Annotated in this window: 13 protein-coding genes and 2 pseudogenes; 9 read left to right on the top strand and 6 right to left on the bottom strand. The window is 68.3% G+C overall.

The genetic code is table 11. The features are described 5' to 3' along the window. Positions 1–104: 104 nt before the first annotated feature. The 5 genes from G412_RS0122980 (at position 105) to G412_RS0122960 (ending at position 5,524) form a co-directional block, all read left to right on the top strand. Positions 105–839, top strand: a complete 735-nt coding sequence (locus G412_RS0122980; RefSeq protein ID WP_028814140.1) for an ABC transporter ATP-binding protein — start codon at positions 105–107, stop codon at positions 837–839. A gap of 79 nt (positions 840–918) precedes the next feature. Next, the gene (locus G412_RS35615; protein ID WP_078607269.1) at positions 919–3,528 is read left to right on the top strand and encodes a DUF4118 domain-containing protein; all 2,610 of its coding nucleotides are present in this window, start codon (positions 919–921) and stop codon (positions 3,526–3,528) included. Beyond that, positions 3,525–4,208, top strand: coding sequence for a response regulator (locus tag G412_RS0122970; RefSeq protein WP_028814139.1), 684 nt, complete (start codon positions 3,525–3,527; stop codon positions 4,206–4,208). The genes G412_RS35615 and G412_RS0122970 overlap by 4 nt, the downstream gene beginning before the upstream one ends. Before the next feature lie 128 nt (positions 4,209–4,336). Beyond that, entirely contained in the window at positions 4,337–4,735 is a 399-nt protein-coding gene (locus tag G412_RS0122965) for an OB-fold nucleic acid binding domain-containing protein (protein WP_078607267.1), read from the top strand. A 3-nt stretch (positions 4,736–4,738) separates the two neighbouring features. Beyond that, positions 4,739–5,524 carry a DUF3159 domain-containing protein gene (locus tag G412_RS0122960; RefSeq protein ID WP_028814137.1) on the top strand — a complete coding sequence of 262 codons (786 nt, stop codon included), beginning with the start codon at positions 4,739–4,741 and terminating at the stop codon, positions 5,522–5,524. A gap of 73 nt (positions 5,525–5,597) precedes the next feature. Here G412_RS0122960 and G412_RS0122955 read toward each other — a convergent pair whose 3' ends face one another. The 3 genes from G412_RS0122955 to G412_RS39780 form a co-directional block, all read right to left on the bottom strand. After that, a complete protein-coding gene (locus G412_RS0122955) occupies positions 5,598–6,275 on the bottom strand; it encodes a potassium channel family protein (protein ID WP_028814136.1) in 678 nt (225 codons plus the stop codon). Then, complete coding sequence (locus G412_RS0122950) at positions 6,272–6,943, bottom strand: potassium channel family protein (RefSeq protein WP_028814135.1); 672 nt, start codon at positions 6,941–6,943, stop codon at positions 6,272–6,274. The genes G412_RS0122955 and G412_RS0122950 overlap by 4 nt, the downstream gene beginning before the upstream one ends. Before the next feature lie 138 nt (positions 6,944–7,081). Beyond that, complete coding sequence (locus G412_RS39780) at positions 7,082–7,213, bottom strand: hypothetical protein (protein ID WP_425274502.1); 132 nt, start codon at positions 7,211–7,213, stop codon at positions 7,082–7,084. Positions 7,214–7,388: 175 nt separating this feature from the next. On the opposite strand from G412_RS39780, the gene G412_RS0122940 reads away from it, so the two are divergent. The 3 genes from G412_RS0122940 (at position 7,389) to G412_RS35605 (ending at position 13,483) form a co-directional block, all read left to right on the top strand. Further along, positions 7,389–9,440 carry an APC family permease gene (locus G412_RS0122940; protein WP_028814134.1) on the top strand — a complete coding sequence of 684 codons (2,052 nt, stop codon included), beginning with the start codon at positions 7,389–7,391 and terminating at the stop codon, positions 9,438–9,440. A 110-nt stretch (positions 9,441–9,550) separates the two neighbouring features. Beyond that, entirely contained in the window at positions 9,551–10,942 is a 1,392-nt protein-coding gene (locus G412_RS35610; protein ID WP_051338551.1) for a class I SAM-dependent RNA methyltransferase, read from the top strand. A 735-nt stretch (positions 10,943–11,677) separates the two neighbouring features. Next, positions 11,678–13,483, top strand: a complete 1,806-nt coding sequence (locus G412_RS35605) for a type I restriction-modification system subunit M (protein WP_244283194.1) — start codon at positions 11,678–11,680, stop codon at positions 13,481–13,483. On the opposite strand, the pseudogene G412_RS38390 reads toward G412_RS35605, so the two are convergent. From G412_RS38390 to G412_RS0122915, 3 genes and pseudogenes are all read right to left on the bottom strand, one after another. Next, a pseudogene (locus tag G412_RS38390) lies at positions 13,422–13,919 on the bottom strand (ISAzo13-like element transposase-related protein); the annotation flags it as partial. The gene G412_RS35605 and the pseudogene G412_RS38390 sit on opposite strands and share 62 nt — an antisense overlap. Positions 13,920–14,029: 110 nt before the next feature. Beyond that, complete coding sequence (locus G412_RS0122920) at positions 14,030–14,953, bottom strand: transposase family protein (RefSeq protein WP_208857921.1); 924 nt, start codon at positions 14,951–14,953, stop codon at positions 14,030–14,032. A gap of 57 nt (positions 14,954–15,010) precedes the next feature. Continuing rightward, a complete protein-coding gene (locus tag G412_RS0122915) occupies positions 15,011–15,544 on the bottom strand; it encodes an HNH endonuclease signature motif containing protein (protein WP_078607263.1) in 534 nt (177 codons plus the stop codon). A gap of 318 nt (positions 15,545–15,862) precedes the next feature. Between G412_RS0122915 and G412_RS35600 the strand changes: the two are divergent. Then, positions 15,863–16,267: pseudogene (locus tag G412_RS35600) on the top strand (transposase); the annotation flags it as partial. Positions 16,268–16,467: the final 200 nt, after the last annotated feature.

Here is a 16,467-nt window from a genome sequence, read left to right as displayed (position 1 = left end):
GACATCGCGCTCAAGGAGCTCGTGGTCACGGGCTGACCGTTGCGGGGCCGGGCGCGCGGTGACCATACTGACGCCCGGCCGAACGACCGTACGGGGGAGCACGCGTGAACGAGAACACCAGGGGCGCCGCAGGCGCCGCGGTCGTTGGCGAATCGGCCGGGCGACCCATGGTCGAGGTGACGGATCTGCACCACTCCTACGGCACGGGAGCGGCGGCCGTCCACGCGCTGCGCGGCGTCTCCTTCACCGTGCCGCGCGGTCAGCTCGTCGCGCTCAAGGGCCGGTCGGGCTCCGGCAAGACGACCCTGCTCAACCTGGTCGGCGGCCTCGACACCGCCGACCGCGGCCGCATCGCCGTGGACGGCACCGAACTGGCGGGCCTCGGCGAGAACGGCCTCCTGGAACTGCGCCGCGACCGCATCGGCTTCATCTTCCAGTCCTTCGGCCTGATCCCGATCCTCACCGCCGCCGAGAACGTCGGCGTACCGATGCGGCTGCGCAGGACCGACCCGAAGGTGCGTGAGGAGCGCGTCGAGCTGCTGCTCGCCCTCGTCGGCCTCGCCGGCCAGGCCGCGCAGCGCCCCGGCGAGCTCTCCGGCGGCCAGCAGCAGCGCGTCGCCATCGCCCGCGCACTCGCCAACAAGCCGGCGCTGCTGATCGCGGACGAGCCCACCGGCCAGCTCGACGCACAGACCGGCCTCGCGGTGATGGAGCTGCTGCGCGCGGTCGTACGGAGCGAAGGCGTGACCGCGCTCGTCGCCACGCACGACGCCCAGCTCCTGGACCTCGCCGACCGGGTCCTGGAACTCGGCGACGGCCACCTCGTCGAACACGTCTGAGCATCAGGGCTTCGTCAATACGCACCTGAAGTCGCCCCCCGCGTCCGTTTTGCCTGGAGACAGCGATGACAATGGGGCCATGGGACGTGGCAAACTTCGGATCTACCTGGGTGCGGCGCCCGGTGTCGGCAAGACGTACGCCATGCTCGCCGAGGCCCACCGGCGGGTCGAGCGCGGCACCGACTGCGTCGTCGCCTTCGTCGAGCACCACGACCGTCCCCGCACCGAAGTGATGCTGCACGGACTGGAGCAGGTGGGGCGCCGCGAGATCGAGTACCGCGGCGCGGTCTTCACCGAGATGGACGTCGACGCGGTCCTCCGGCGCCGCCCCGCCGTCGCCCTCGTCGACGAACTCGCCCACACCAACGTTCCGGGCTCACGCAACGCCAAGCGCTGCCAGGATGTCGAAGAGCTGCTCCAGGCCGGCATCGACGTCATCTCCACGGTCAATATCCAGCACCTGGAGTCCCTGGGCGATGTCGTCGAGTCGATAACCGGCGTACGGCAGCGGGAGACCGTGCCCGACGAGGTCGTACGGCGGGCCGACCAGATCGAGCTCGTCGACATGTCGCCCCAGGCCCTGCGCCGCCGCATGGCCCACGGCAACATATACAAGCCGGACAGACTCGACGCGGCTCTGTCCCACTACTTCCGCCCCGGCAACCTCACCGCGCTGCGCGAGCTGGCGCTCCTGTGGGTCGCCGACCGCGTCGACGAGTACCTCCAGCAGTACCGCGGCGAGCACAACATCCGCTCCACCTGGCAGGCGCGCGAACGCATCGTCGTCGGCCTCACCGGCGGACCCGAGGGCCGTACGCTCATCCGCCGCGCCTCCCGCATGGCCGCCAAGGGGTCCGGCAGCGAGATCCTCGCCGTCTACATCGCCCGCAGCGACGGCCTGACCTCGGCCTCGCCCAGGGAACTCGCCGTACAGCGCACGCTCGTCGAGGACCTCGGCGGAACGTTTCACCACGTCATAGGCGACGACGTACCGCACGCCCTGCTCGAATTCGCGCGCGGCGTCAACGCCACGCAGATCGTGCTCGGCTCCAGCCGCCGCAAGGCCTGGCAGTACGTCCTCGGGCCCGGAGTCGGCGCCACCGTGGCCCGCGACTCCGGGCCCGACCTGGACGTCCACATCGTCACCCACGACCACGTCGCCAAGGGCCGGGGCCTGCCCGTCGCCCGCGGCGCCCGCCTCGGCCGGGCCCGGATCGTCTCCGGATGGCTGGTCGGTGTCGTGGCTCCCGCCCTGCTCGCGCTGCTGCTCACGAGCATGGAGCACGGTCCGGGGCTCGCCAACAACGTCCTGCTGTTCCTGTTCCTCACCGTGCTCGCGGCCCTGCTCGGCGGGCTGCTGCCCGCGCTCGCATCGGCCGCCGTGGGATCGCTCCTGCTGAACTACTACTTCACGCCGCCCACCCACACCCTCACGGTCAGCGACCCGAAGAACATCGTCGCGATCGTGATCTTCTTCGCGGTGGCCGTCTCGGTCGCCTCCGTGGTCGACCTGGCGGCCCGCCGCACCCACCAGGCCGCCCGGCTGCGCGCCGAGTCCGAGATCCTCTCGTTCCTCGCGGGCAGTGTCCTGCGCGGCGAGACGACCCTGGACGCCCTGCTGGAGCGGGTCCGCGAGACCTTCGCCATGCGGTCGGTCGCCCTGCTCGAACGGGCGAGCGACGTCGACCCCTGGACCTGCGCGGGCAGCGTCGGCCCCGACCCGGTCACGCGCCCCGAGGACGCCGACGTGGACATGCCCGTCGGCGACCACATGGCGCTCGCGCTCTCCGGCCGCGTCCTGCCCGCCGAGGACCGCCGGGTGCTCGGCGCCTTCGCCGCCCAGGCAGCCGTCGTACTCGACAGGCAGCGCCTGGTGGGCGAGGCCGAGGGGGCGCGCAAACTCGCCGAGGGCAACCGCATCCGCACCGCCCTGCTCGCCGCCGTCAGCCATGACCTGCGTACGCCGCTCGCCGCCATCAAGGCCGCCGTTTCGTCCCTGCGCTCCGACGACGTGTCCTGGTCGGAGGCCGACGAGGCCGAACTGCTCGCGGGCATCGAGGACGGCGCCGACCGCCTCGACCACCTGGTCGGCAACCTCCTCGACATGTCCAGGCTCCAGACCGGAACCGTCACTCCGCTCATCCGCGAGACCGACCTGGACGAGGTCGTCCCGATGGCGCTTGTGGGCGTACCCGCCGAGAGCGTCGGCCTCGACATCCCGGAGAGCCTGCCGATGGTGGCCGTCGACCGCGGCCTCCTCGAACGCGCCGTCGCCAACATCGTCGAGAACGCCGTGAAGTACAGCCCCGTCGGCGTCCCCGTCTCCGTCGCCGCCAGCGCGCTCGGCGACCGCGTCGAACTGCGCGTCGCGGACCGCGGCCCCGGTGTCCCCGACGACGAGAAGGACCGGATATTCGAGCCGTTCCAGCGCTACGGCGACGCCCCGCGCGGCGCCGGAGTGGGCCTCGGGCTCGCGGTCGCCCGCGGCTTCGCCGAAGCCATGGGCGGCACGCTCACCGCCGAGGACACGCCCGGCGGCGGCATGACGATGGTCCTCACCCTCAAGGCGGTCGCAGGGCACACGCCGGTACGACCCGGTCTCCCCGCCCGTGCATCGACACGTACCTCCACACGTACCTCCACACGGACCTCCCCACGTACATCCAGCAGAAAGGCAGGCACTCCATGACCCGGGTGCTCGTGGTCGACGACGAGCCGCAGATCGTACGCGCCCTCGTGATCAACCTGAAGGCGCGCAAGTACGAAGTGGACGCGGCCCCCGACGGGGCGACCGCGCTCCAGCTCGCCGCCGCCCGCCACCCCGACGTGGTCGTCCTTGACCTCGGCCTGCCCGACATGGACGGTGTGGAGGTGATCAAGGGCCTGCGCGGCTGGACCCGCGTACCGATCCTGGTGCTCTCCGCCCGCCAGACCTCCGACGAGAAGGTCGAGGCGCTGGACGCCGGGGCCGACGACTACGTCACCAAGCCCTTCGGCATGGACGAGCTGCTGGCCAGGCTCCGCGCCGCGGTCCGCAGGGCCGAGCCGACGGGCGGGGCTGAGGACGACGTGATAGTCGACGCGGGCGACTTCACCGTCGACCTGGCCGCCAAGAAGGTGAACCGTGACGGCAGGGACGTACGGCTGACCCCCACCGAATGGCACCTCCTGGAGGTGCTCGTACGGAACACGGGCCGGCTGGTCAGCCAGAAGCAGCTGCTCCAGGAGGTCTGGGGCCCTTCGTACGGCACCGAGACCAACTACCTGCGCGTCTACATGGCTCAGCTGCGCCGCAAGCTGGAGGCGGATCCCTCGCACCCCAGGCACTTCGTCACCGAACCCGGCATGGGGTACCGCTTCGAGCGGTAGCCGTAGCCGTAGCCGTAGCCGTAGCCGCAGCCGCAGCCGCAGCCGCAGCCGCAGCCGCAGCGGCAGCGGCAGCGACGACCGGAATCCGGGGTGATCCGGGGCGGCCCGCTCCCCGGTAGGCTTCGTGTATGAGTGCCGTACCACGTTCGGAGAAGCCTGCCGGCCGGTTCCGCCGGATGCTTGACCGGCTGTCCACCTCGCAGCAGGACCTGCACTCCGCGGAGCTGCAGGAAGACGCTGAGGCCGCGGGTTGCTCACGCATCTGCGACTGCGACGACCGCCAGGTGGTGAGGGTGACTGGTACCTTGCGCACGGTCACCCTGCGTCCGCGGGCCGGTGTGCCCGCCCTGGAGGCGGAGCTGTTCGACGGCACCGCGCCCCTGGACGTCGTGTGGCTGGGCCGCCGTTCCATCGTGGGCATAGAACCGGGCCGCAGGCTCATCGCCTCGGGCCGGATCTCCATGAGCCACGGCCGCCGGGTGCTTTTCAATCCCAAATACGAGCTCCGACCGCTCGGACAGGAGTAGCCGGTGACGTCTCTCGACAAGCCGACCGCGACGGACCACGACAGCGAACAGACCGAAGGCGCAGACGCCCAAGGCGCCCAGGGTGCCCAAGGTGACCAGGCAGCCAAGGCCGTCACCGAGGCGGCCCTGTTCGAGGCCTTCGGCGGCCTGCGCGGCATGGTGGAGACCGTGCTTCCCGGTCTGCTGTTCGTCACCATCTTCACGATCAACAAGGACCTGCACATCTCGGCCATCGCCGCTCTCGCGGTGTCCTTGCTGCTCGTCGCCGTACGGCTGATCCGCCGGGACACCGTCAAGCACGCCTTCAGCGGCGTCTTCGGAGTCGCCTTCGGTGTCGTCTTCGCGATGATGACCGGCAACGCGAAGGACTTCTACCTGCCGGGCATGATCTACACCCTGGGGCTCGCCCTCGCGTACATCCTGACCACGCTCGCGGGCGTTCCGCTGATCGGCCTCATCCTCGGCCCGATCTTCAAGGAGAACCTCTCCTGGCGGACGCGGAACCCGGGACGCAAGAAGGCGTACGCCAAGGCGAGCTGGGCCTGGGGCCTGATCCTGCTCGCCAAGTGCGCGATCCTCTTCCCGCTGTACTGGTGGGCCGACACCACCCAGCTCGGCTGGGTCCTGGTCGCGCTGAAGATCCCGCCGTTCCTGCTCGCGGTCTACCTGACGTGGGTCTTCCTGGCGAAGGCCCCGCCGCCCATCGACGTGTTCGCGGAGATGGAGGCGCAGGAGAAGGCCGAGAAGGAGCGCAAGGCGGCTGCCGCGGCGGCGCGGCGCGAGGCCTGATTTCCGGTACGTACGTGTGTGGGGCCCGGAACCGTCTTGGTTCCGGGCCCCACACACGTACGTACGTACCGACTCAGCTCGCCGCGTCCGTCTTGCGGACCGACAGCAGGTCCTCCAGTTGCTCCTCGCGCGCCTGAGCGGCCACGAACAGCAGCTCGTCGCCCGCCTCCAGGGTCTCCTCCTGGCTCGGCGTGAGCACGCGCGTACCGCGGATGATGGTGACCAGCGAGGTGTCCTCGGGCCAGTCCACGTCCCCGACCTGCGTGCCGGCCAGCGCCGACTCGGGCGGCAGCGTCAGCTCGACGAGGTTGGCGTCGCCGTGGCTGAAGCGGAGCAGCCGTACGAGATCGCCGACACTCACCGCCTCCTCGACCAGCGCCGACATCAGACGCGGTGTGGAGACCGCGACATCGACACCCCAGGCCTCGGTGAACAGCCACTCGTTCTTGGGGTTGTTGACGCGGGCCACGACCCGCGGCACGCCGTACTCGGTCTTCGCGAGCAGGGACACGACCAGGTTGACCTTGTCGTCACCCGTCGCCGCGATCACCACGTTGCAGCGCTGGAGCGCCGCCTCGTCGAGCGAGGTGATCTCGCAGGCGTCGGCCAGCAGCCACTCGGCGAGCGGCACACGCTCCACCGAGATGGCGGTCGGCGCCTTGTCGATGAGCAGGATCTCGTGACCGTTCTCCAGCAGCTCGCCCGCGATGGAACGTCCCACCGCGCCGGCTCCGGCAATAGCGACCCTCATCCCTGACCGCCTTCCTCGGGGCCGTGCGAGCAGGCCGCCTCGACCTTCGCGATGTCCTCCGTACGCATCATCACGTGGACGAGGTCACCCTCCTGCAGCACCGTCTGGGAGGTCGGCAGGACGGCCTCGCCCAGCCGGGTGAGGAAGGCGACCCGTACGCCCGTCTCCTCCTGGAGCCGGCTGATCTTGTGCCCGATCCAGGCGGGGGAGGTGTGCACCTCGGCGAGCTGCACACCGCCGCTCGGGTCGCGCCACAGCGGTTCGGCCCCGGACGGCAGCAGCCTGCGCATCATCTGGTCGGCGGTCCAGCGGACCGTGGCGACGGTGGGGATGCCCAGGCGCTGGTACACCTCGGCGCGCCGCGGGTCGTAGATACGGGCCGCGACGTTCTCGATCGCGAACATCTCGCGGGCCACCCGGGCCGCGATGATGTTGGAGTTGTCGCCGCTGCTCACCGCGGCGAACGCGCCGGCGTCCTCGATCCCCGCCTCGCGGAGGGTGTCCTGGTCGAAACCGACCCCGGTGACCCTGCGGCCACCGAAGCCGGACCCCAGGCGGCGGAAGGCCGTGGGGTCCTGGTCGATCACCGCGACGGTGTGCCCCTGTTGCTCCAGGTTCTGCGCGAGCGCGGCTCCCACTCGCCCGCAGCCCATGATGACGACGTGCATCGTCCGTTACCCCGCACTCCTGGTCGCCCCACTGACCTGCACAAACACCCTGCTCACATCTTCCTTCTCGGCTCACCGGGGGTGGCGCGGGCAACAGTGCCCGGTACAGCCTCGCCCCTGTCTTCGTCCACCGTAGCGTCACGCCCTGGCGGGGCCGCTCGTGCCCCGTACCACCAGCTTGGGGTCGAGGACGGTTTCGCGCGGCGCGAGCGAGCTGTCGTCGACGCGTTCGACCGCGAGGCGCACGGCGTGCCCGGCCGTCCGGACCACGTCCTGACGGACGGCGGTGACGGACGGCGGTGAGGCCGATGTGCGAGAGCCATCCCGTTCAGACGCTCCCTGATCATGGCGAAGACGGGGAGAGTGTGGCAGATATGGAAGTTTCCACCGCTCAGAGGGGTGGGTGGGTGGGCGGTGTCCTTTTCGAACGCTTACGATCCTCTGCGTGTCCAAACTGACCGACGTGCCCAAACGGATCCTGATCGGCCGGGCGCTGCGCAGCGACAGGCTGGGAGAGACCCTTCTCCCCAAGCGCATCGCACTTCCCGTCTTCGCCTCCGACCCGCTCTCCTCCGTGGCGTACGCACCAGGAGAAGTGCTCCTGGTGCTCTCCATCGCGGGTGTGTCGGCGTACCACTTCAGTCCGTGGATCGCGGTCGCCGTCGTGGTGCTGATGTTCACGGTGGTGGCCTCGTACCGCCAGAACGTGCACGCCTACCCGAGCGGCGGTGGCGACTACGAGGTCGCCAACACGAACCTCGGCCCCAAGGCGGGACTGACCGTCGCCAGTGCCCTGCTCGTCGACTACGTCCTCACCGTGGCCGTGTCGATCTCGTCGGGAGTGGAGAACCTCGGTTCGGCGATCCACTTCGTCGTCGAGAACAAGGTGATGTGCGCGATCGGCATCATCGTGCTGCTGACGCTCATGAACCTGCGCGGGGTGAGGGAGTCGGGGAAGCTCTTCGCGATCCCCACGTACGTCTTCGTGGCGGGCGTCTTCATCATGATCGCCTGGGGCGCCTACCGCGGCATCGTCATGGGCGACACCATGCACGCCCCGACCTCAGACTTCGAGATCAAGCCCGAACACCAGGGCCTGGCCGGCTTCGCCCTGGTCTTCCTGCTGCTGCGGGCGTTCTCCTCCGGCTGTGCGGCGCTCACCGGCGTCGAGGCGATCAGCAACGGCGTGCCCGCCTTTCGCAAGCCCAAGAGCAAGAACGCCGCCACGACACTGGCCCTGATGGGCGGCCTGGCCGTCACGATGTTCTGCGGCATCATCGGCCTGGCCATGGCCACCGACGTGAAGATGGCCGAGAACCCGGCGAAGGACCTGCTCCACAACGGCGTCGCCGTCGGCTCCGAGTACGTCCAGGACCCGGTGATCTCGCAGGTCGCGGCGGCCGTCTTCGGTGACGGTACGTTCTTCTTCGTCCTGCTGGCGGCGGCCACCGCGCTCGTTCTCTTCCTGGCCGCCAACACGGCGTACAACGGCTTCCCGCTGCTCGGCTCGATCCTCGCGCAGGACCGCTACCTGCCGCGCCAACTGCACACCCGCGGCGACCGCCTCGCGTTCTCCAACGGCATCGTGCTGCTCGCGGGCGCGGCCATCCTGCTCGTGTGGATCTACGACGCCGACTCGACCCGGCTCATCCAGCTCTACATCGTCGGCGTCTTCGTCTCCTTCACGCTCAGCCAGATCGGCATGGTGCGGCACTGGAACCGCCACCTGCGGACGGAACGGGACCCGGCCGCGCGCCGCCGTATGATCCGCTCGCGGGCGATCAACACCTTCGGCGCCTTCTTCACGGGCCTTGTGCTGGTCGTCGTACTGGCCACCAAGTTCACGCACGGCGCGTGGGTCGCGCTGCTCGGCATGGTGATCTTCTACGGGACGATGAGTGCGATCCGTAAGCACTACGACCGCGTCTCCGAGGAGATCGCCGCCGACGAGGGCCCGTCCGACGACAGCGTCCGCCCGTCGCGCGTCCACTCCATCGTCCTGGTCTCCAAGGTCCACAAGCCGACGCTGCGGGCCCTGGCCTTCGCCAAGCTGACGCGCTCCGACCGCCTTGAGGCGCTCAGCGTCAGCGTCGACCCGGCCGAGACCAAGGCGCTCAAGGACGAGTGGGAGCGGCGCGGCATCAACGTGCCGCTGAAGATCATCGACTCGCCGTACCGCGAGATCACGCGGCCCATCATCGATTACGTGAAGGGGCTGCGGCGGGAGAGCCCGCGGGACGCGATCAGCATCTACATCCCGGAGTACGTGGTGGGCCACTGGTACGAGCACTTCCTCCATAACCAGAGCGCGCTGCGGCTCAAGGGCAGGCTGCTGTTCACGCCGGGTGTGATGGTGACCTCGGTGCCGTACCAGCTCCAGTCCTCGGAGCTGGCGAAGGAGCGGGCGAAGAAGCGCCAGGAGTGGAACGCGCCGGGTGCGGTGCGGCGCGGACCGGTGGACCGGGTCCGCCCGAAGGAGCCGAACGGCAAGCGCTGACGGCAGGGGCGACGCTGACGCAATGACGTGGTGAACGGCCGGACGACTCCCACGTAGACTGGTGGGCTGAAGTCCGGCCGTACCCCTTTGATCCCTGGAGTCACCCCGCAATGCAGTCACATTCCAAGGACGCGAAGGAATCGGCGGAGTCGGTCAAGTCGGCTGAACCGGCCGCATCGGCCGATTCCCTCGTAGGGCTCGTAGGGACCGAGTACGAGGTCGAGGTCGGCCCGGTCGCCCACGGCGGCCACTGCATCGCCCGCACCGACGAGGGCCGCGTCCTGTTCGTACGGCACGCGCTGCCCGGCGAGAAGGTCCGCGCCCGCGTGACGGACGGCGGGGAGTCCTCCCGGTACCTGCGCGCCGACGCGGTCGAGGTCATAGAGGCGTCGAAGGACCGCATCGAGGCACCGTGCCCGTTCGCCGGCCCCGGCAAGTGCGGCGGCTGCGACTGGCAGCACGCAAAGCCGGGCGCGCAGCGCAGGCTCAAGGGCGAGGTCATCGCCGAGCAGCTCATGCGCCTCGCGGGCCTCACGCCGGAGGAGGCCGGCTGGGACGGCACCGTCATGCCGGCACCGGGCGACAAGCTCCCGCAGGGTGAGGTCCCTGCCTGGCGCACGCGCGTGCAGTACGCCGTCGACCCCGACGGCCGGGCGGGATTGCGCAAGCACCGCTCGCACGATGTACAGCCCATCGACCATTGCATGATCGCCGCACCGGGCGTCAGCGAGCTCGGCATCGAGAAGCAGGACTGGCCCCAGATGGCGTCGGTCGAGGCGATCGCGGCCACCGGCTCGAACGACCGCCAGGTGGTTCTCACCCCCCGACCGGGCGGCCGCCTGCCCCTCGTCGAACTCGACAAGCCGGTCTCGGTCCTCCGCGTGGAGGAGAAGGACGGCGGAGTACACCGGGTGCACGGCCGCGCCTTCGTGCGCGAGCGGGCGGACGGGCGCACGTACCGCGTTGGCATGGGCGGCTTCTGGCAGGTCCACCCGCAGGGGCCCGACATCCTCATCAAGGCCGTCATGCAGGGCCTGATGCCGAGGAAGGGCGAGTCGGCGCTCGACCTGTACTGCGGCGTGGGCCTGTTCGCGGGCGCGATCGCCGAGCGCATCGGCGACAAGGGCGCGGTGCTCGGCATCGAGACCTCGAAGCGCGCCGTCGAGGACGCCAGGCACAACCTCCAGGACATGGAGTACGTACGCATCGAGCAGGGCAAGGTGGAGCAGGTGCTCCCGCGCACCGGCATCACCGAGACCGACCTGATCGTCCTGGACCCGCCGCGCGCGGGCGCGGGCAAGCAGACGGTGAAGCACCTGGCCTCCCTGGGCGCCCGCCGCATCGCATACGTCGCCTGCGACCCGGCAGCCCTGGCCCGCGACCTGGCGTACTTCCGCGACGCGGGCTACAAGCCGCGCACGCTGCGCGCCTTCGACTTGTTCCCGATGACCCACCACGTGGAGTGCGTCGCCATCCTTGAACCGGCCGCGAAGGGCTCCTGACCTGCGGTTTTGTGCGTGCGCATTATGTGCGTTGTGGGCGTTACGGGCGATATCTTGACGCTGAAATGACGCTCGTGGCGCTCATTTGACGCTCGTTCTGATGGGTCGTCAGGTGTCCTGTGTGGCTGGTCAGGAGATCTGCCGCCTACGTAGATGTGCAGGTTGTTGGGAGCTTCGTGACGCCAAGCGGCTTCGCTGCTTCCGTGCGGCACGTCCAGCAGGTTCTGCGCCTCACTGCCGGCGGTGGTGATCTACTCCGGCCCCAGGCGAGCGCACCTGTCGGGCTCGCTGTCGCTCCCGCTCCGACTGTGCGAGGGCCGCTCGTACTCTCGTAGCTCCTGCGACAAGGCGATTCTCGCCATGGATTCCCTCGCCTCGGCGCGGGAGGACTCTCGTGCCACCGGCATTCATGGCCTGGCGGAGACGGACTCTTCGCTGCCTGGCTATTGGGGGGCGCGGCGGCGGGGGCTGCTTGGGGTGCGGCCAGGGTCATTGCCGCGGGGGCGTACGGGTCAGGCGTGCGCGCCCCTGTTGCCCCTTTATGTTCAAGTATCTCCCGTTCGTGGCTGGTCGGGTGTGGAGTGGACTTTTCACCTAAGGCAGGCGCTACTTGTTGAATGGCTTCGGGCCTGTCAGTGGCACCATCTACATTTCCGTGTGTGGACCAGCGTGGTCACTGGTCAGCCTCTCATCAGGTGCTCCGCTGCATCCGTGTCAGGAAGGACAACAACGCAAGTGGTCGACCTAAAGAAGGACGTCTGGGCCGTTGCCGACACTCTGCGCGGTGTCTATGCCCGCAACAAGGCGGGTGACATCATCCTGCCGATGACGATCCTCCGTCGCCTGGAGTGCGTCATGGCACCCCACCGAGATGAGGTTGCCGCGATCATCGCTCGGGAGCCGAGCGAGGTGCTGCGCGTCAAGGCGATCAAGTCGGCCACCGGCGGTGTGAAGTTCTACAACACGACGAAGCACACCTTGGCCTCTGTGTACGACTCCGGCGATGACATGGCCGACAACCTGCTGGAGTACGTACGCGGGTTCAGCAACGACATCGACGTCTTCGCGAACTTCCATCTTCCCCAGCACATCGAACGCATGAGGAAGGGGGGCATCCTCGCTACGATCGTCCGCCAGTTCCGCGACCTGGACCTGTCTCCCGAGGCCGTGCCGAACTCCAAGATGGGCGAGCTGTTCGAGCACCTCATCTTCATGGACTTCGAGTCGTCCAACGCCGAGTCCGGTGACCACTACACCCCCCGCGACGCGATCAACCTGCTGGTGGACCTGCTGTTCGCCGAGGACGACAACGCGCTGTCCGGCGATGCCATCCGCAGCATCTACGACCCCACCGTCGGTACCGGCGGCATGCTCAGCGTGGCAGAGGAGCACCTGCACCGCATGAACCCGGACGCCGAGCTCCTCCTGTACGGGCAGGAGCTGCGCCCCGAGTCCTACGCCATGTGCCGCTCCGACATGCTCGCCAAGGGCCAGAACCCCCAGAACATTGCGCTGGGCAACACCCTGACCAAGGACCTGTTCCCGGACGACAGGTTCAACTACATCCTTTCCAACCCGCCCTACGGCGTGGACTGGAAGAACATCGCCGAGGACGTGGAGAAGGAACACAAGAGGGGCTTCACCGGTCGCTTCGGGGCTGGCCTGCCCCCGACCTCCGACGGCGCCCTGCTGTTCGTCCAACACGCGATCGCCAAGATGAACCCCGCTGACAGCCAGGACGGCGGAGCCCGCGCCGGCATCGTCCTAAACGGCTCCCCGCTGTTCTCCGGCGGCGCCGGGAGCGGCTCCAGCAACATCCGGGGATGGCTGCTGGAGAACGACTTGATCGAAGCCATCGTCGCGCTGCCGAACGACATGTTCTACAACACCGGCATTCCCACTTACCTGTGGATCTTCGACAACAAGAAGCGCCCTGAGCGCAAAGGCAAAGTGCAGCTCATCGACGCCACCGCCCTGGGTGCCAAGATGCCGTCCCTGGGCTCCAAGCGAGTCGAGATCGACGAGGCCGCCCGTGAGCGCGTGTTGCAGCAGTACGCGGACATGGAGTCCTCGGACACCTCCAAGATCTTCGACAATCTCGACTTCGCCTTCTGGCAGATCACCGTCGAGCGCCCACTGCGGCGGAACTTCGAGACCACACCCGAGCGTGTCGCCCTCGTCGCTGAGCACAAGATCCTCGGCACCCTCGACGGCCTCATCGGCGCCTTGAAGTCCTTCAACGGGGGCCAGTACCTCAACCGCGAGGACTTTCTCAACGACCTGGGCAAGCACCTCGGTTCGCGCGGCATCAGCCTGACCTCTGCGCAGCGCAAGGCTCTGTGGCAGACCCTCGGCGAGCGCGATCAGAACGCCGACATCTGCCGCTTCCAGTCCGGCAAGAACAAGGGTGAGCCAGAGCCCGATGTCCCCCTGCGCGATACCGAGATCGTCCCCTTCGGCTGGGATGTGCACCCCAAGTGCGGGCGTCACGGTCCGGATGCTGCTTGCCCTCGAGCATCTTGGCGCCGGCCTGCAGGCTGAAGCCCTCCTCACGCAGCAGGTCTCCAACCGTGTCCGCGCTCACCCTGTGCCCTCGATGGGTGAGCTCGGCCGCGAGATTCCTGGTCGACTTCACCGTCCAGCGCAATGGCGAGGTCGGATCGCCCCGCTCGTCAGGTTCCACCAGTCCCAGCAGCGCGGGCCGCAGACCCGGATCAAGGTCCACGGCCCTTTTCCGACCACCACCGGGCCTACGTACCCGTCCCAAGGGGGCCTCGCCGGCCTCCAACTCGTCCACCCCCTTCCGGACCGTCGTCTCGCTGACCTGGGCCGACCGCGCGACCGCCCGGATACCGCCGTGGCCAAGGATCCGAGCCTCGGCCCCCATCACCAGCCGCCGCTGCCGCTCGTCCAGATGCGGGAACAACACCCCGAACTTGATGGCGAGTTGATCTCGAGTCTCGTCAGGTATGCGCATACCACGTGAACGAGCTCGCCCATGGGAAGCAACACGTTGATTCTCTGCGAGCCCTAACGAGTTGGTGCGTGATAGCGGGTGAGACGTGTTTGCCCTGCTCATGTCCTGCGTCAGGCGGTGGCGGTGCGGTCGGATACCAGGGTGGCGATGGCTTGGTAGGTGTCGGGGAGGCGGTCGCGGCGGTGGGTCCAGCGCTGGAGTTGTTTCCAGCGTTTGTGGTCGGCGAGGGCGTGTTCGACGGTGATCCGCTGCGAGGAGTGCTCGTGTCGTCGGCGTTCGTTGTGTTCGAGGAAGGGCAGGGTTGCGCCTGGCCGTAGCTTGCGGGGCTGGGTCAGGGCTTGGCCCCGGTGATCTTTGCTCAGTCCGAGGTAGCCGTCGTCGAGGAGGACGCGGACCTGGTCGAAGTGGTCGAAGCATCTGCCGATTCCGGCAGTGCGGGCGGCAGTCGCGTCGTGCATCCGGCCCGGCCGCAGTGCATCCGTCCACAGAGTGCGGCCCTGGTCGTCGGCGATGACCGTCGCCTTCATCGTGTTCTGTTTCTTCTTGCCCGAGACGAACGCCCGCCGGCCGCCGCGGCCTGCCGCCGGGCGGCGGACCTGAACCTCGGTGGCATCCAGAAGCAGCTCAACACCTTCGGCCTGGGCGTACGCGAACACATCCTCCAAAGTGCGCAGGCGCACACCAGGCCGGTCCGGGACAGCGAACCCCCGCCCGGCCAGGAGACCACGTACCTCACCCACCGCCCGGGTGACCGTGGAGCGGTCCACTCCGTACATCAAGGCCAGCACCGCGTGCGGAAGGTCATGGCGCAAGTGGATCAGCGTGGCCACCACCCGGTCCACGAACACCAGCCGATGACGAGCCCCAGCCCCCGGCGCCCGCTTCCTCGCACCGCCCCGCGTTTGGTGCCGACGGCCCTCGACCTCTGCCACCCACGACCCCGCCAACTCCACTGTCAGAGAAGACAAATGAGCCCACGAGATCCCCGTGAACAACGGATGTGCCAGAACCGAACGATCCACCGTGCCCTTCACCAGCAGAGCATGCCCACCCGCTATCACGCACCAACTCGTAAGTGGTTCGCTCTGATGTCAGCTCAGTGAGCGTGCCTCGACGAGTCTGGCCACAACGTCGCGGCCCTTCTCTGTGATGCTGTAGAACTCCTGCGTTCCGCCCGCGAAGTCGATCACGGCGTTTGCGCCGTTGGGAATAAGGATTCCGAGGTTGGATCTCAAGCCTCGCGTGAACAGACCGTCCTTCACCAAGTGCATCATCATGACGTCGGAGGCAGCCGGCATCGGAACGGAGTTGATGTCTGGGTTCTCAGCAAACAGGGTGAGCACTCGCTGCTCGATCTCTCCGTAGCGGCCGTTGATGATCCCAAGGTTGGCCTTGTACTGGGCCATCGCCTTCTGGTCGATCTCTCCCTTGTCAAAGCGTGTGTGACAGGTGGGGCATAGCGCGATGAGATTCTCGAACCTGTGCTCGCGCACCACTCTCCACGGCTTGATGTGCGCGAACTCCGTTGTACTGGCCCGACAGGTAGGGATCGCACATCGATGCCCTGCCTCAACCAGCACTGCACGCTTCACCCCTGCGGGAACAGCCATCCGCCCTTGTGCCATGCCGTGAGGCTAGCGCGCACCACTGACAACGAGGCCCAAATCAAGCCCGTTTGCGCGTCAGAGGGGTGGCTGAGGCATTGCCCTGTACCCAACCGCGAGACCGACCTCGCCCACCCCGAGAGCGCAAGGGTAACGGTGTCCAGTCCGTGACTCGCGGCGTCGCCGACCCACGGAGATACCGGCCGCGATCGCCCCTGGCACCCCATCGCAAAGCGGCTGTGGGACTCCGTGAAGGAGTCCTGCCGGCCGACTCTTACCAGACGAGCGACTGGGCCATGGCCTACTCCCTGCACGAGGACCTCTCGCACCTACAAGAAGGCTGGGGCCCAGTTGAGGCTCACGGACGCGGACGGCATGAGGCTCACCTGCTTCGCCACCAACACGCCCGGCCGGCCGATCGCCGAGCTCGAGCTCCGTCACCGGCTGCGGGCCAGGGCCGAGGACCGCATCCGGGCCGCCCGGGCCACCGGTCTGCGCAACCTGCCCCTCAAGCGCATGGCACAAAACCGGGTTTGGCTGGAGATCGTGCAGATCGGTCTCGACCTGCTGGCCTGGATGCCCATGCTCGCGCTGGCCGGCGAAGCCATACTCTGGGAGCCCCGCCGCCTGCGGCTTCGTCTGCTCAGCACGGCTGGACAGCTCGTGACCACCGGCCGCCGCCGGATCCTCCGCCTGGCCCGGCACTGGCCCTGGACCAGCCACATTACCGCAGCTCTCGGCTGACTCGCACTCCTCCCGAACCTCGGCTGATCAGCAGATTCACCCGTCCCTGCGAAAGAACCCTCCACCCCGGAGCAGTGGAACCCGGCGTCCGCCCGAGACGACACTCGGGATCTCAGCCTGCACAGCCTCAGTTCACAGCACGAAAACGGTCCACCGACTCCGCCGGCGGACCGTCACGAAACTTCGAGGCTAGGCATGCG

It is taken from the genome of Streptomyces flavidovirens DSM 40150, from assembly GCF_000429085.1.
Classification (GTDB): domain Bacteria; phylum Actinomycetota; class Actinomycetes; order Streptomycetales; family Streptomycetaceae; genus Streptomyces; species Streptomyces flavidovirens.
This window is presented reverse-complemented; position numbering and strand designations above follow the sequence as displayed.

Excerpts from the sequence above, each read along its gene's own strand:
- G412_RS35615 (WP_078607269.1), top strand. The coding sequence starts at position 919 with ATGGGACGTGGCAAACTTCGGATCTACCTGGGTGCGGCGCCCGGTGTC.
- G412_RS0122970 (WP_028814139.1), top strand. The coding sequence starts at position 3,525 with ATGACCCGGGTGCTCGTGGTCGACGACGAGCCGCAGATCGTACGCGCC.
- G412_RS0122965 (WP_078607267.1), top strand. The coding sequence starts at position 4,337 with ATGAGTGCCGTACCACGTTCGGAGAAGCCTGCCGGCCGGTTCCGCCGG.
- G412_RS0122955 (WP_028814136.1), bottom strand. The coding sequence starts at position 6,275 with ATGAGGGTCGCTATTGCCGGAGCCGGCGCGGTGGGACGTTCCATCGCG.
- G412_RS0122950 (WP_028814135.1), bottom strand. The coding sequence starts at position 6,943 with ATGCACGTCGTCATCATGGGCTGCGGGCGAGTGGGAGCCGCGCTCGCG.
- G412_RS35610 (WP_051338551.1), top strand. The coding sequence starts at position 9,551 with ATGCAGTCACATTCCAAGGACGCGAAGGAATCGGCGGAGTCGGTCAAG.
- G412_RS0122915 (WP_078607263.1), bottom strand. The coding sequence starts at position 15,544 with ATGGCACAAGGGCGGATGGCTGTTCCCGCAGGGGTGAAGCGTGCAGTG.